This window comes from Pseudomonas sp. 478, assembly GCF_003254125.1.
Taxonomy (GTDB): Bacteria; Pseudomonadota; Gammaproteobacteria; order Pseudomonadales; family Pseudomonadaceae; genus Aquipseudomonas.
Genome location: NZ_QKZG01000008.1, coordinates 140,378 through 155,739, shown reverse-complemented (window position 1 = coordinate 155,739; position 15,362 = coordinate 140,378). Strand labels below are relative to the sequence as shown.

Here is a 15,362-nt window from a genome sequence, read left to right as displayed (position 1 = left end):
TGTTGTGGACGAGAAACAACGCTACGACGAGGGCCTGAAAGTCCGTCGCGCGGTACTCGGCGACGCCCACGTCGACCGCAGCCTGAACGCGCTGACCGAGTTCAACTCGGAGTTTCAGGAGATGATCACCCGCCATGCCTGGGGCGACATCTGGACCCGTCCGGGACTGCCGCGCCACACCCGCAGTCTGATCACCATCGCTATGCTGATCGGCATGAACCGCAATGAAGAACTCAAACTGCACCTGCGTGCCGCCGCCAACAACGGCGTGACCCGCGGCGAGATCAAGGAAGTGATCATGCAGAGCGCAATCTACTGCGGCATTCCGGCAGCGAATGCGACGTTCCATCTGGCGGAGTCGGTGTGGGATGAGTTGGGGGTTGAATCGCGGGAGTGATCCTGGCGATTTGCGGTGTCTGAGCTGACGCCATCGCGAGCAGGCTCACTCCCACACTAATCCGGTTGTAACGCAATTCTTGTGTTCACCGAAAATCCCCTGTGGGAGCGGGCTTGCTCGCGAAAGCGGTGGGTCAGCTTGCATCGATGCTGAAGGTTAAACCGCCTTCGCGAGCAAGCCCGCTCCCACAGTGATCCGGTTTGAACGCAATTCTTGTGTTCACCGAAAATCCCCTGTGGGAGCGGGCTTGCTCGCGAAAGCGGTGGGTCAGCTTGCATCGATGTTGAAGGTTAAACCGCTTTCGTCGGAATGCCGCCCAGACCAAGCCCGCTCCCACAGGTTTAAACCGTGGCCACAATGAAAATCCGCTTGAACGGAAACAACGTGTGCCCGTCACTCTCCGGCGGGTAGTGCGCATGCACGCGCATCAGGTAGTGGTAGATGAACCGCGCCTGTTCATCATTCTTCAGGCCCTGCATCACCGGCCGCAGCGCCGAGACTTTGACCCAGTCATAGATCGGTGACTTGCCGTCGACAACCTGTAGCTGTTCGGTCTCCCAGATATCCAGTGTCCGGGTGATCGGCGAAAGCAACCGATAGTAACTTTCCAAAGACAACAGCGGCCGCGCCGCCATGGCCTCGCGCAACTGCGGGGTGCCGAGTGGTTTGCCACCGGGGCCTGCCTCTTCAAGGGTGCCGAGCATCAATTGATACCACAGCGCATCCCGCCAGTCGGGCATGTGCGCGGCCAGGCATCCACCCGGATTGAGCTGGCCGAGCAGTCGCGGCAACAACTGTTCGTGACCACTGACGAAGTGCAGTACGGCGGCGGCGAACAGCAGGTCCGCCGGTTGTTCGGGTTGCCAGTCGAGTAGATTGCAGTGTTTCCACGACGCCTTGATCGGCAGACAACGGGCTTCGTCCAGCATTTGCTGCGAACTGTCGATGCCCTGCAACTGTGCTCGAGGCCAGCGCTTGGCCAAGAGTTGAGTCGCAATGCCGGTGCCGCATCCCAGGTCGTAAATGCGTTTGGGTTGTTTGAGATCAACGTGATCAAGCAGTTCGCTCACCGGTCGTTGTCGAAGACGCGAGAATTGTTGGTAAGCCTTGGCGTCCCAGTCGGTAGAGACGGGTGCGGATTTGAGTCGAGCGATCATGAGGTGGTCCTCTGGTGATCAGTGGTGTCTTCCGATGACAGCCTGGCTCAAGTCTTGGGGACCAACATCAACAGATAACGGAAGTGGGGGAGGGCTGAATTTCGCCTGAGTCCTGTCAGGTTTTTTCACTGTAATTGAAGCTCGGCAAAGCGCCAGCCAGCCTGACAGGTGGCTGGCTGACTGATCGCCTTACAACAAGCTGATCGGATAGCTGACGATCAACCGGTTCTCATCGAACTCGTTGTTGCTGAAGTCCCGGCGAATGGTCGAGTTGCGCCATTTGAGGTTGAGGTCTTTGAGTGCGCCGCTTTGTACGGTGTAGCCCAGTTCGCTTTCGCGGCCCCACTCCTTGCCGTCGGTGATGGTGCCGGTGTGCACGTTGTCGCCGCTGATGTAACGGTTCATCAGGGTCAGGCCGGGAATGCCGAGGGCGACGAAGTTGTAGTCATGGCGTACCTGCCAGGATTTTTCTTTCGCATTGTCATAACTGGCGTTGTAACTGTCGTTGGCCAGGGTGCCGCCGCTGGTGCCGTTGACCCGCATCCAGGCGTTGTCGCCGGTGAGTTTTTGCAGGCCGACATAGAAGGTGTTGCCGCCGTATTTGGCCGAGAACAGGCCCGACCAGGTCTTGTTGTCCAACTCGCCGGCCCGGGCGCTGCCGTCATCCTTGCCATAGAAAAAACCAAGGTTGGCGCCCAGGGTCCAGTCGCCGATGGGCTGGCTGTGGATCAGATTCACGTATTGCTGGCTGTAGATGTCCTTGAGTTCGGCGTTCCACACACCGATCTGGGTGCGCTTCTCGTTGAAGGCGTATTCGCCACCCTGAAAGTTGAAACGGTCGGAGGTGAACGCTGGTTTTCCGGTCATCGACATGTCGTTCATGCTGCTGTCGTCGCGCGGACTGTTGGCGCGGAACTGGCCGCCGTAGAGCGTCAGGCCGTTGATTTCCTTCGAGGTGATCTGGCCGCCACGAAAGGTTTGTGGCAGTGAACGACCGTCGTCCGAACGCAGGATCGGCAGCACCGGCATCCATTCGCCCACCTTCACTTCGGTCTGCGACAGCTTGGCCTTCAACGCCACGTTGGTGCGACCGAAGTTGTCCGCCGGGCGACCGTCGTGATCCAGCGGCAACAACTGCGTGCCGCCCGTGCCTTTACCGCCGTCGAGTTTCACCGAGTACAGCCCCAGCACATCCATGCCGAATCCGACGGTGCCCTGGGTGAACCCGGACTTGGCGTCGAGGATGAAGCTTTGTGTCCACTCTTCTGCCTTGCCCTGGGTTTTGGTCGGGTTGGTGAAATTGCGATTGATGTAGAAGTTGCGCAGGTTCAGGTTGACCTTGGCACCTTCGACAAAGCCTGACTCCTCGGCCATGGCGGGCAGAGCCGTACTGGCCAGTGCAATGGCGATGAGGCTGGGGAACCAGTATTGCGTGTTGGAAGGTGTCATGTGTGCGGGTCTCTCTAGTTTTTAGGTGTGAAACGGGGCGCTGCCGCAACTGGGGGGTTGCAGACAAAAATTCTGAATTTGGGATAAAAACGAACGGGGTCAGCCGGACAGGGCAGGGCGCGGGGGCATGTGTCGAACCTGTTGTTATTGGTCTTGTGCGACGAATGGTGCGGGGGATGGGCGGGAGGGTTCAATCGGGGAAAGCGGGTTTTGGGCGATTATCGAACATAAGATTGGCCGGGGATTTGTATTGTTTGGGCGGGCCTCTTCGCGAGCAAGCCCGCTCCCACAGGGGATCTAAGGTGAACACAATATTGATGACCAGCAGAGATCAACTGTGGGAGCGGGCTTGCTCGCGAAAGCGTCGGCATTGCCACTACACCTTTCCCCCGCAGACAACAAAAAGCCCACCAAGCGGTGGGCTTCTTGTTTTACAGCGTTATCAGAACAACTTCAGCTTCGGCGCTTCTTCTTTCAACGGTTCGTTCTTCGCGGTCTGCTCGTTCCAGCCACCGCCCAGTGCCTTGTACAGATTGACGGCACTGACCAGTTGCGCCAGACGGTCGGTGATCAGTACTTGTTCAGCACTGAACAGCTGACGCTGGGCATCGAGGAAGGTCAGGTTGCTGTCGACACCAATGCGATAACGACGCTCGGCCAGACGGTAGTAGTCCTGGTTGGCGTTGACGAAATCACGCTGGGCCTGCAACTGATCGGTGTAGGTCTGGCGCGCGGCCAGGCCGTCGGCGACTTCCTGGAAGGCCGTTTGAATGGACTTCTCGTAGTTCGCCACGCCGATGTCTTTCTGGATTTTTGAATAATCCAGGCTGGCGCGCAGACTGCCGGCGTTGAAGATCGGCAGGTTGATCTGCGGCTGGAACAACCAGGTGCCCGAACCGCCCTTGAACAGGCCGGAGAGGTCCGGGCTCAGGGTCCCGGCGTTGGCCGTGAGGCTGATGCTCGGGAAGAACGCAGCCCGCGCCGCGCCGATGTTGGCGTTGGCGGCTTTCAGGTTGTATTCGGCCTGAAGGATGTCCGGACGGCGTTGCAGCAAGTCCGATGGCAGACCGGCCGGCACTTCGCTCAGCAGGTCGTCAGCCAATGGCTTGGCCGCTTGCAGATTGGCCGGGATGCCAGTGCCGAGCAGCAACGCCAGGCTGTTTTCATCCTGGGCGACTTGACGGGTGTACTTGGCTTTTTGCGCGCGGGCGTTTTCCACCGAGGTACGCGACTGGGCCAGGTCCAGGGCCGAGGCCACCCCCACTTCGTTGCTGCGGGCGGTGAGCTTGTAGCTCTCCTCGAACGCTCCCAGGGTGTCCTGGGTCAGTTTCAGCAGTTCCTTGTCGGCCTGCCAGGTCAGGTAGGCGTTGGCCACACTGGCCACCAGGCTGATCTGGGTGCTGCGTCGTGCTTCTTCGGTGGCGAAGTACTTCTGCAGGGCTTCTTCGCTCAGGCTGCGAACCCGACCGAACAGGTCAAGTTCATAGGCGCTGATGCCGACCGTGGCCGAGTAGGAACTGTTGATGTCCGTTTGGCCGGTCTGCGAGGCCCGGGCCGGGACCCGCTGACGGCTGCCGGTACCGTTGGCCGACACGGCCGGGAACAGATCGGCACGCTGGATGCGGTATTGAGCCGCAAAGGCGTCGATGTTCAACGCCGCGACACGCAGGTCACGGTTGTTTTCCAGGGCGACCTGGATCAGTTGTTGCAGCGCCGGGTCATGGAAAAACTGCTTCCAGCCCTGTTCGGCGGCAGCCTGGGCAGGCGCCTGGGCCGGTGAATACGCCGGGCCTTGCGGGTACTGACCCGCTACCGGTGCTTCAGGCTGCTGATAATCGGGTATCAGCGAGCAGCCACCGAGCACGAAGGCGGCAACAGCCAGGGAAAGTAGCGACTTGCTCATAAGCCAGCCTCTTTAGAAGGTTCTAGAGCGTCGTCCTGGTCAGCAATTTTGCGCTGCCCCATGGCCGACACGGTGACGAAAAACAGCGGGACCCAGAATATCGCCAAAACGGTGGCGGTGATCATACCGCCAATCACCACGGTACCGATGGCGTGTTGGCTACCCGAGCCGGCGCCAGTGGAAATGGCCAGCGGCACGACGCCCAGGACAAACGCCAGGGACGTCATGATGATCGGACGCAAACGCATGCGGCAAGCCTCGATGGCGGCCTCCTGCAAGCTCTTGCCCTGTTCATGCAGGTCTTTGGCGAACTCGACGATCAGAATGGCGTTTTTCGCCGCCAGACCAATGGTGGTCAACAGACCCACCAGGAAGTACACGTCGTTGGACAGACCGCGCAAGCTGGTTGCCATCAAGGCACCGATAATCCCCAGCGGCACCACGAGCACCACCGCAATCGGAATCGACCAGCTTTCATACAACGCGGCCAGACACAGGAACACCATCAGGATCGACAACGCGAACAGCGCCGGCGCCTGCGAGCCCGCCAGTCGTTCTTCGTACGACAGGCCGGTCCAGGAAATACCGACACCGGCCGGCAGTTTCTGGGCCAGGGCTTCGACTTCGGCCATGGCTTCACCGGTGGAATAGCCGGGTGCCGGGGCACCGAGGATTTCCATCGCTTCTACACCGTTGTAACGCGACAGCTTCGGCGCACCGTAAATCCACTCACCCTTGGCGAACGCGGAGAATGGAACCATGGTGCCGGAGCTGTTGCGTACGTACCATTTCTTCACGTCTTCAGGACTCATGCGCGCGCCCGGCTGGCCTTGTACGTAAACCTTCTTCACCCGACCGCGGTCGATGAAGTCGTTGACGTAGCTACTGCCCAGCGCAATCGACAGGGTGCTGTTGATGTCGGCGATGGTAATGCCCAAGGCACTGGCCTTCTCGTCATCGATTTCCAGTTGGTATTGCGGTTCGTCGTTCAAACCGTTCGGGCGGACCTGCGACAGCACCTTGCTCTGCGCCGCCATACCGAGGAACTGGTTGCGCGCAGCCATCAGTGCGTCGTGACCGATACCGGCACGGTCTTGCAGGAACACGTCGAAACCGGTGGCGTTACCCAGTTCCAGCACCGCCGGAGGTGCGAACGCAAACACCATGGCGTCACGGAAGGTGAAGAAATGCTGTTGGGCACGGGCCGCGACTTTGAACACGCTGTTGTCGGCGTTACGTTCGTCCCACGGTCTGAGCATGATGAACGCCATACCCGAACTCTGACCACGGCCGGCGAAGTTGAAGCCGGTCACGGTAAACACCGAGGCCACCGCGTCACCTTCACCGCCGTCCTTGCCCGGACGCAGCAGGAACTCACGCATCTCGTCCACGACCACTTGCGTGCGCTGGGAACTGGAGCCGGCCGGGGTTTGCACCTGGGCAAACAGTACACCTTGGTCTTCTTCCGGCAGGAACGCGGATGGAATACGCAGGAACAACCAGATCATGCCGACGACGATGATCACGTACACCAGCAGATACGGCACCTTGTTGCGCAGAATGTTGCCAACGCCGCGCTCGTAGCTTTTCACGCTACGGTCGAAGTTGCGGTTGAACCAGCCGAAAAATCCGCGTTTCGGGACGCCGTGCTCACCCTTGGGAATCGCTTTGAGCATGGTGGCGCAGAGCGCCGGGGTAAAGATCAGTGCGACCAGTACCGACAGGGCCATGGCCGAGACGATGGTGATCGAGAACTGCTTGTAGATCACGCCGGTGGAACCGCCGAAGAATGCCATCGGCAACAGTACCGCCGAGAGCACCAGGGCAATACCGACCAGTGCACCCTGGATCTGCCCCATGGATTTCTTGGTGGCCTCCTTGGGTGACAGGCCTTCTTCGCTCATGACCCGTTCGACGTTCTCCACCACGACGATGGCGTCGTCCACCAGCAAACCGATGGCCAGCACCATACCGAACATGGTCAGGGTATTGATGCTGAAACCGAACGCCGCGAGGATCCCGAAGGTCCCCAGCAGTACCACGGGCACGGTCATCGTGGTGATGACGGTGGCGCGGAAGTTTTGCAGGAACAGGAACATCACCAGGAACACCAGCACGATCGCTTCGACCAGGGTTTCAACCACACCCTTGATCGACTCGGTCACCACCGGCGTGGTGTCGTACGGGAATACCACTTCCATCCCTTGCGGGAAGAACGGCTTGAGGGATTCGATGGTCTTGCGCAGCGCTTTTGCCGTGTCGAGGGCGTTGGCACCGTTGGCCAGTTTCACCGCCAGACCGGAGGCCGGGCTGCCGTTGAACTGGGCGCTGATCGAGTAGTTTTCACCGCCCAGACCGACATCCGCCACGTCGCCGACACGCACTTGCGAGCCATCCTTGTTGACCTTCAGCAGGATGGCCTTGAACTGCTCAGCCGTTTGCAGACGGGTCTTGCCGATGATCGTCGCGTTCAGTTGCTGACCGGCCACGGCAGGCAAGCCACCGAGTTGACCGGACGACACCTGGACGTTTTGCGCGGCGATGGCGGTTTTCACGTCGCCCGGGGTCAGGTTGAAGTTGTTCAACTTGGCCGGGTCGAGCCAGATCCGCATTGCGTACTGGGCACCGAAGACCTGGAAGTCACCCACACCGGCGGTCCGCGAGATCGGGTCCTGCATGTTCGACACGATGTAGTTGGACAGGTCGTCCTTGGTCATGCTGCCGTCGCGCGACACCACGCCGATCACCATCAGGAAGTTTTTCACTGCCTTGGTCACGCGGATACCCTGTTGCTGCACTTCTTGCGGCAGCAGCGGGGTGGCCAGGTTCAGCTTGTTCTGGACCTGAACCTGCGCGGTATCGGAGTTGGTGCCCTGCTCGAAGGTCGCGGTAATGGTCATGCTGCCGTCGGAGTTACTTTCCGAGGAGACATAACGCAGGTTATCGATACCGTTGAGCTGTTGCTCGATCACCTGGACCACGGTGTCCTGCACGGTTTGTGCGGACGCGCCCGGGTAAGTCACCTGGATCGCAATGGCCGGAGGCGCAATGCTCGGGTATTGGTTGATCGGCAGTTTGAGGATCGAGAGTGCCCCGACCAGCATGATGACCAGGGCAATTACCCAGGCAAAAATCGGACGGTCGATAAAAAATCTGGACATGGTTTACTCCCCTTTGCCGCTGGAAGCCTTGTCAGCTACCTGTGCGGGGGCCGGGTTCTTTGCGCCAACGTTAGTCGCTTCACTGGCCTTTACTTCGACGCCAGGTTTAACGAATTGCAGTCCTTCGGTGATCAGGCGATCGCCGGCTTTCAGACCGTCTTCGATCAGCCACTGGTTGCCGACGGTGCGGCTGGCCTTGAGGTGACGCAGTTCGACCTTGTTATCCGGGCCGACGACCAGCGCGGTCGGGGTGCCTTTGAGATCACGGGTCACGCCTTGTTGCGGAGCGAGGATCGCCGCGCTGTTCACACCGGCCTGCAGTTGGGCGTGTACAAACATGCCGGGCAGCAGGGTGTGGTCAGGGTTCGGGAATACCGCACGCAAGGTCACGGAACCGGTGGTCTGGTCTACCGAGACTTCCGAGAACTCGAGCTTGCCTTCCTGTTTGTACTGGCTGCCGTCTTCGAGGGTCAGCTTGACCGCGGCCGCGTTGTCGCCGGATTTTTGCAGACGACCGCTTTCCAGTTCGCGGCGCAGTTCCAGCAGCTCTACCGAAGACTGGGTCACGTCGACATAGATCGGGTCCAGTTGCTGAATCACCGCCATCGCTTCGACCTGGCCGCTGGTGACCAGCGCGCCTTCAGTCACGGTCGAGCGGCCGATGCGGCCGGAGAGTGGCGCGTAAACCTTGGTGTAACGCACATTGATCTGGGCGCTTTGCAGGGCGGCTTCCGATTGCAACCGGTTGGCCAGGGCCGTGTCGTATTCCTGACGGCTCACCGCCTGTTCGCTGACCAACTGCTTGTAGCGGTCGGAAATCGATTTGGTCTGTTGCAGGTTGGCTTCGGCGCTTTTCAGAGTGGCTTCATAAACCGCCGGATCGATCTGATACAGCTGTTGGCCGGCCTTGACGTCGCCGCCTTCCTTGAACAGGCGCTTGAGAATGATGCCGTTGACCTGAGGGCGAACTTCGGCGATGCGGTACGCGCTGGTACGGCCCGGAAGCTCGGAGGTCAGGGTAAAGGCTTGAGGTTGCAGAGTAACGACGCCGACCTGAGGGGGTGGTGCGGCAGGTGCCGCCTCTTCCTTTTTGCATCCGCTGAGCAGCGATGCCAAGGCGAGGGCGGTGACCAGAGCGGTAACAGCTGGCTTGAATTGCATGAAAATCCTCGGGTCAGGCGCGCAAATTGCGCACTCGAAAGGTGGAAAGGTAAAAAATGTGCGCTGAGTGGATAAGTAGCTTGCTAAGGAATATACTTACGTTCATGGTTGTTTGTAAATACCTTGGCCGCGTATCCACACCGTTACAAAAGCCGTTCAAGGGTTCGAATTGTAGGCCGGGGACGACGTCTGAGAGCGATCGCCCCACTTTTATTCAGCTGATGTTCAGACATCGCTGAAGCATCCTGATTGAGGTTGTACTGCCATGGTCCGTCGCACCAAAGAGGAAGCTCAAGAAACCCGCAGCCAGATACTGGAAGCGGCAGAAAAGGCCTTTTACGAAAGGGGCGTGGCGCGCACGACACTGGCGGATATCGCTACCCTGGCCGGGGTCACTCGCGGGGCCATCTATTGGCATTTCAGCAACAAGGCGGATCTGGTGCAGGCCATGCTTGATACCTTGCATGAGCCGCTGGATGAAATGGCCAAGGCCAGTGAAAGCGAAGATGAACTCGACCCCTTGGGCTGCATGCGCAAACTGCTGATTCATTTGTTTCATCAAGTTGCCATGGATCCGAAAACCCGACGCATCAATGAGATTCTGTTTCATAAGTGCGAATTCACCGATGAAATGTGCGACCTGCGCCAGCAGCGCCGAGCGGTCAGCCTTGATTGCAATGTGCGAATCGCCCTGGCCCTGAGTAATGCGGTCAATCGGGGACAGTTACCGGAAAGCCTCGATACGGCCCGCGCGGCCATCAGCCTGCATGCATACATCGACGGCATCCTGTATCAGTGGCTGTTGGCGCCCGACAGCTTTGAACTGCATATCGACGCCGAGTGTTTGGTTGATACAGGGTTGGATATGCTGCGCTTGAGCCCCAGCCTGCGCAAATGAAACAAAATACCTAATGGGGGCTTTTATATACGTACGCTCGCCAGGTTGATAGGTAGTGAGCTACCTGATTTGTAGGGATTTTGTGAGTAACCCGGTTGCCAAAAAGCCCCGGCTCTTTCGAGTCGGGGCTTTTGCGTTTCAAGGGGAGACGCTTACAACACCGGGTAGTCGATGTAGCCGACCGGGCCCTTGGCGTAGAACAGTTCAGGACGCGCCTCGTTCAGCGGCGCATCGGCCTTCAACCGTGCCGGCAAGTCCGGGTTGGCAATGAATGGCACGCCGAAGGCCACCGCATCGGCCTTGCCGCTGGCGAGCCAGGCGTTGGCGCTGTCTTTGGTGAAGCGTTCGTTGACGATGTACGGGCCGCCGAATGCTTCTTTCAATTGTGGACCCAGGCTGTCGCCATCTTCTTTCTCGCGGGAGCAGATGAAGGCGATGCCACGTTTGCCCAGTTCGCGAGCGACGTAAGTGAACGTCTCGGACAGGTTGTCGTCGCCCATGTCATGGAGGTCGGCACGGGGTGACAGGTGCACACCTACGCGGCCTGCGCCCCAGACTTCGATTGCGGCATCGGTCACTTCCAGCAACAGGCGAGCACGATTTTCCACGGAACCGCCGTAGTTGTCGGTGCGCTGGTTGGTGCTGCTTTGCAGGAACTGGTCGAGCAGGTAACCGTTGGCGCCATGGATTTCCACACCGTCGAAACCGGCCGCCTTGGCGTTCTCGGCACCGACGCGGTAGGCGTCGACGATGTCGGCGATTTCAGCGGTTTCCAGGGCGCGTGGGGTTGGGAAGTCAGCCAGTGGGCGAACCAGGCTGACATGGCCTTTTGGCTGAATGGCGCTGGGTGCGACCGGCACTTCACCGCCCAGGTACGACCCGTGGGAAATACGGCCGACGTGCCACAGTTGCAGGAAAATCTTGCCGCCCGCGCCGTGGATAGCCTTGGTCACATTGGCCCAGCCACGCACTTGATCGTTGGACCAGATGCCCGGGGTGTCCGGGTAGCCGACGCCCATTGGCGTGACCGAAGTGGCCTCGCTGAGGATCAGGCCGGCCGAGGCGCGCTGTACGTAGTACTCGGCCATCAGCGCGTTTGGCACGCGGCCTTCGTCGGCGCGGCAGCGGGTCAGCGGCGCCATGATGATGCGGTTGGCCAACTCGAGGTCGCCCAGTTTGATCGGATCGAAAATAGTCGTCATGAAATAGCTCTCTTGTAGAGATCAGTTGGTAGCAGGGGCCAGTTCGGGATTGCCGCTCTGACGGAAGGTAATCAGGGTCACCAGCAGGGCGAGTACCGCCAGTGCGGCTGCCGCGAGAGGAACGCTGGTCAGGCCGAAACCGTGGGCGATGACACTGCCACCGACCCAGGCACCCAGTGCGTTGCCGATATTGAAAGCGCCGATGTTCAGGGTCGACACCAGGTTCGGTGCGGCCTTGCCGTAGGTCACCACGTTCACTTGCAGGGCGGGCACGGCGGCAAAGCACGCGGTGGCCCAGAGGAACAGGGTGATTTCGGTCGGAATCAGCGCAACGCTGGTCCAGGTCAGCACGGTCGAGATCACGGCCATCGAGATAAAGACGCCAATCAACGTGGCGGCCATGCCTTTGTCAGCCAGTTTGCCGCCGATGATGTTGCCGACTGTCAGGCCCAGACCGATGAGCATCAGGGTCCAGGTCACGCCTTTGGGCGAGACGCCGGTGACATCGCCGAGCAGCGGGGCGACGTAGGTGAACAGGGTGAATACGGAAGCTGCGAACAACGCGGTCATGCTCAATGACAGCCAGATTCCGGCGCCTTTGAGGGCGCGCAGTTCGGCGCGCATGTCGAGTTTCTCTTCATCGCGCTTGGCCGGCAGGAAGCGGATCAGGCCGATCAACGCGATAACACCAATCACGGTCACCGCCCAGAAGGTCGAACGCCAGCCTGCTTCCTGACCGAGCGCAGTGCCCAGCGGAACGCCGAGCACGTTGGCCAGGGTCAGGCCGGTGAACATCAAGGCCACGGCCGAAGCGCGCTTGTTCGCCGGCACCAGACCGGCCGCCACCACCGAACCGATACCGAAGAACGCACCATGGCAAAGGGCGGTGACCACGCGGGCAAACATCAGCACGTTGTAGTCGGTGGCCATTGCACAGAGCAGGTTGCCGACGATGAAGATGCCCATCAACACTACCAGCGCAGCCTTGCGCGGCAATCTGGAGGTGGCCAGTGCCATGAACGGCGCACCGATGGCCACGCCCAGGGCGTAACCGGTCACCAGCCAGCCGGCGCCGGGAATCGACACACCGAGGTCGGCCGCCACATCGGGCAGCAAGCCCATGATGACGAACTCGGTGGTGCCGATGGCGAAGGCGCTCAAGGCCAGAATGAGTAGCGAGAGGGGCATTGTTGATTCCTTGTCGGCTTGCTGACGTTAAGGGTCAGAGCTCTTTGCTGAAGGTCTTGAGGAATTCCTGAATGGTTTCCTCATTGCGTTTGAAAAAATGCCACTGGCCGACTTTGCGGCTGCTGATCAGGCCGGCGCGTTGCAGGGTTGCCAGGTGTGCAGACACCGTGGACTGCGACAAACCGCAACGTTGATCGATCTGCCCGGCGCAGACGCCGTGCTCGTTGCTGTGAGACTGATCGGGGAATTCGACGGTCGGGTCTTTGAGCCAGTGCAGGATTTCTCGCCGTACTGGGTGTGCCAGGGCTTTTATTATTTCGTCGAGATTGAGGGTCATGGTGTTGGGCTCGTGATGAGTAAAACGCTATATCGCGATGAGGCGAACTTTAAATCGGTATTTCGCGATATACAAATATGATTTTGGTCTGACGACCGCATAATTCGGTATATCGAGTTATAACGATATGTTGAGTGTAACGATACCAAGGCGCAGTGCTAAGCTGCGCCCATGAACTATCTCGCACATCTGCACCTCGGTGGCCAGCGCCCCGGTCAATTGCTCGGCAGTCTGTATGGCGATTTTGTCAAAGGGCGGCTGCAAGGGCAGTTCGATCCGGAGATCGAAGCGGCCATCCAGCTGCATCGCAGCATCGATGTCTTTACCGACCGCCATCCGTTGGTGGACGTTTCATTGTCACGGTTTTCCCTGACCCGCCGGCGTTACGCCGGGATTGTGCTCGACGTGTTTTTCGACCATTGCCTGGCCCGGGACTGGACGCTGTACGCCGACCAGCCGCTGGAGCAATTCACTTCGGGTGTGTACCGGGTGCTGTCCGCCGAGGCGCAATTGCCGGAACGCCTGGCGCAGATCGCGCCGCATATGGTCGCCAATGACTGGTTGGGTTCTTATCAAGAATTTGCGGTGTTGGAGCAGGTGCTGCGGGGGATTTCACGGAGGCTGACGCGGCCGGAGGAGCTGGCCGCAGCGATGCAGGAATTGCGGGTGTTGTATGAACCGTTGAGCGATGACTTTCGGTTGTTCTATCCGCAGCTTCAGGACTTCGCCAAAAGCTATCCAACAACATAAACCCCCTGTGGGAGCGGGCTTGCTCGCGATTGCGGTGTGTCAGTCGACATCGATGTTGAATGACAGACAGCAATCGCGAGCAGGCTCGCTCCCACAGGGGATGTGTGTTTAAGCAGCGATGGCGGGGCGCATTGGCGCTTGCTGTTTTTCCGGAATCGCCCCAAACAACGCCTTCTGCACCGCCTGCTGTGCCTCGAACGCCAGTGCCGCACGCTCGCGACCTTCGCACGCGATCGGCTTGAGCAAATGAATCTCCACGTCCCCCCGATCATTTGCAAACAAGCGCATCAAGTGCGAGAGCAAATCATCATCGCCAATGAACGGCGCCAGCGAATCGAGCTTCCCGTCGCGCAGATAACGAATCGCCACCGGCTGCAACTTCACTTCGGAGTCGATTGCCGCAGAGAGCAATCGACCGTGGAAAGTACGCAACGAGCGGCCATCGGTGGTGGTGCCTTCCGGGAACATCAGCAGCGGATGTTCCTGCTCCAGATGACGGGTCATCTGTTTGCGGATCAACTGGCTATCGCCCGACCCTCGGCGAATGAACAAGCTGCCAGCCTTGGCCGCCAACCAGCCCGCTACCGGCCAGGTGCGCACTTCGGCCTTGGACAGGAACGACAGCGGCGTGAGCATGCCCAGCAGCGGAATGTCGGTCCAGGACACATGATTGCTGACCCAGAGCATCGGCGCCTTCGGCAATTCACCGTGCACGGTCACGCGAAAGGGCAGGGCATTGCTCAGGCGTGCCATGAAAAATCGCGACCAGCGCTGGCGACGGACCATCGAATGAGCAATCCCCAGGCGTTCGAACAACCCGAATACACCGGCCATGCTCAACCCCAGCGCCACCACCACTAACACTCGCGCAATCCGCGCGTACACCCGTAACCGACTCATCACACGGCCGCCTTGAAGTGTTTGGCATAACGCGGGCAGAGCTCGTCGCGCTTGAGCAGGATGAACACGTCGGCGACCTGGAAATCTTCGTCCCAGCAGGGCTCGCCGCAGATCTTCGCGCCAAGACGCATGTAGGCCTTGAGCAGCGGTGGCATTTCGGCGATGACGTTGGACGGGATGTCGAGGCTCGGCAGCGGTTTTTTCGGTTCGGCCCGCAGGTGTTCAGTGCACAGGTAACGTTCGCGCAAGCGCTGCATGATCGCGTGGGCTTGAATGCCGCCGTCCTGCATCGGGATGCTCGCGCAACCCATCAAATAGCTGTAGCCGCCCTGGTTCAGCACTTCGGCCAGTTCGCCCCAGAGTACGGCGATGGTGCCGCCATTACGGTAGGCCGGGTCGACGCAGGTGCGACCGATTTCCAGGATCGGGCCTTTGAGATGGACCAGGCCGTGCAGGCTGAATTCTTCTTCGCTGTAGAACTTGCCCAGGCTGCTGGCGGCGGTGTGGTCGAGTAAACGGGTAGTCGCCACCAGTCGCCCGGTGTTCAAGTCACGTACGCCGATGTGGGCGCAGTGAACATCATAGTCATCCATGTCCAGACCCAGCTCCGCGCCTTTGAGCTTGGCGTTGAATTCGCCGCTGAACACGTTGAAGCGCAGGGCCTGGGCTTCCTGCAGGGCCTCGGCGCCCACCAGGCGTTCGGCTTGCAGGCGGCGTTCATTGCCGGTGTCGCTGATGCGGGCGATCTGAGTCATTGCGAATCTCCGTACGGGCCGGTCACCCGTCTTGGGTTGCAGCCGATCGACTTTCTTTATGCAGCCGTGTTGTGCAAAGTCAGGCTATGTAGCCCCGGTGTCAT

13 protein-coding genes are annotated in these 15,362 nt (G+C 59.7%); 3 read left to right on the top strand and 10 right to left on the bottom strand.

Annotated features, from left to right (window positions below):
• Positions 1 to 4: 4 nt before the first annotated feature.
• A complete protein-coding gene (gene pcaC / locus DFS28_RS18160; protein ID WP_008147336.1) occupies positions 5 to 397 on the top strand; it encodes a 4-carboxymuconolactone decarboxylase in 393 nt (130 codons plus the stop codon).
• 341 nt (positions 398 to 738) lie between these two features.
• Here pcaC and DFS28_RS18155 read toward each other — a convergent pair whose 3' ends face one another.
• The 5 genes from DFS28_RS18155 to emhA all read right to left on the bottom strand — a co-directional run bounded on the left by DFS28_RS18155 (position 739) and on the right by emhA (position 9,228).
• Positions 739 to 1,554, bottom strand: a complete 816-nt coding sequence (locus DFS28_RS18155) for a methyltransferase domain-containing protein (protein WP_111450921.1) — start codon at positions 1,552 to 1,554, stop codon at positions 739 to 741.
• Between the two features lie 189 nt (positions 1,555 to 1,743).
• On the bottom strand, positions 1,744 to 3,003 hold the full coding sequence (locus DFS28_RS18150; RefSeq protein ID WP_111450920.1) for an OprD family porin: 1,260 nt from the start codon (positions 3,001 to 3,003) through the stop codon (positions 1,744 to 1,746).
• Positions 3,004 to 3,445: 442 nt separating this feature from the next.
• The gene (emhC, locus tag DFS28_RS18145; protein WP_111450919.1) at positions 3,446 to 4,906 is read right to left on the bottom strand and encodes an efflux RND transporter outer membrane subunit EmhC; all 1,461 of its coding nucleotides are present in this window, start codon (positions 4,904 to 4,906) and stop codon (positions 3,446 to 3,448) included.
• Entirely contained in the window at positions 4,903 to 8,067 is a 3,165-nt protein-coding gene (gene emhB / locus DFS28_RS18140) for an efflux RND transporter permease subunit EmhB (RefSeq protein WP_111450918.1), read from the bottom strand. The genes emhC and emhB overlap by 4 nt, the downstream gene beginning before the upstream one ends.
• A gap of 3 nt (positions 8,068 to 8,070) precedes the next feature.
• A complete protein-coding gene (gene emhA / locus DFS28_RS18135) occupies positions 8,071 to 9,228 on the bottom strand; it encodes an efflux RND transporter periplasmic adaptor subunit EmhA (protein WP_111450917.1) in 1,158 nt (385 codons plus the stop codon).
• A 265-nt stretch (positions 9,229 to 9,493) separates the two neighbouring features.
• On the opposite strand from emhA, the gene emhR reads away from it, so the two are divergent.
• The gene (emhR, locus tag DFS28_RS18130; RefSeq protein ID WP_111450916.1) at positions 9,494 to 10,126 is read left to right on the top strand and encodes an efflux system transcriptional repressor EmhR; all 633 of its coding nucleotides are present in this window, start codon (positions 9,494 to 9,496) and stop codon (positions 10,124 to 10,126) included.
• Positions 10,127 to 10,278: 152 nt separating this feature from the next.
• Here the strand turns inward: emhR and DFS28_RS18125 are convergent, their stop codons facing one another.
• From DFS28_RS18125 to DFS28_RS18115, 3 genes are read right to left on the bottom strand one after another with little or no spacing between them, the layout of a single operon-like run.
• On the bottom strand, positions 10,279 to 11,328 hold the full coding sequence (locus DFS28_RS18125) for an alkene reductase (protein WP_111450915.1): 1,050 nt from the start codon (positions 11,326 to 11,328) through the stop codon (positions 10,279 to 10,281).
• Between the two features lie 21 nt (positions 11,329 to 11,349).
• The gene (locus DFS28_RS18120; RefSeq protein WP_111450914.1) at positions 11,350 to 12,516 is read right to left on the bottom strand and encodes an MFS transporter; all 1,167 of its coding nucleotides are present in this window, start codon (positions 12,514 to 12,516) and stop codon (positions 11,350 to 11,352) included.
• Between the two features lie 34 nt (positions 12,517 to 12,550).
• Positions 12,551 to 12,853 carry a helix-turn-helix transcriptional regulator gene (locus tag DFS28_RS18115; RefSeq protein ID WP_093225791.1) on the bottom strand — a complete coding sequence of 101 codons (303 nt, stop codon included), beginning with the start codon at positions 12,851 to 12,853 and terminating at the stop codon, positions 12,551 to 12,553.
• 171 nt (positions 12,854 to 13,024) lie between these two features.
• Here DFS28_RS18115 and DFS28_RS18110 point away from each other — a divergent pair, with 171 nt between their 5' ends.
• Complete coding sequence (locus DFS28_RS18110; protein WP_111450913.1) at positions 13,025 to 13,603, top strand: ACP phosphodiesterase; 579 nt, start codon at positions 13,025 to 13,027, stop codon at positions 13,601 to 13,603.
• Positions 13,604 to 13,711: 108 nt separating this feature from the next.
• Here the strand turns inward: DFS28_RS18110 and DFS28_RS18100 are convergent, their stop codons facing one another.
• A complete protein-coding gene (locus DFS28_RS18100) occupies positions 13,712 to 14,503 on the bottom strand; it encodes a 1-acyl-sn-glycerol-3-phosphate acyltransferase (RefSeq protein WP_111450911.1) in 792 nt (263 codons plus the stop codon).
• Complete coding sequence (gene olsB, locus DFS28_RS18095) at positions 14,503 to 15,258, bottom strand: L-ornithine N(alpha)-acyltransferase (protein ID WP_008152922.1); 756 nt, start codon at positions 15,256 to 15,258, stop codon at positions 14,503 to 14,505. The genes DFS28_RS18100 and olsB overlap by 1 nt, the downstream gene beginning before the upstream one ends.
• Positions 15,259 to 15,362: the final 104 nt, after the last annotated feature.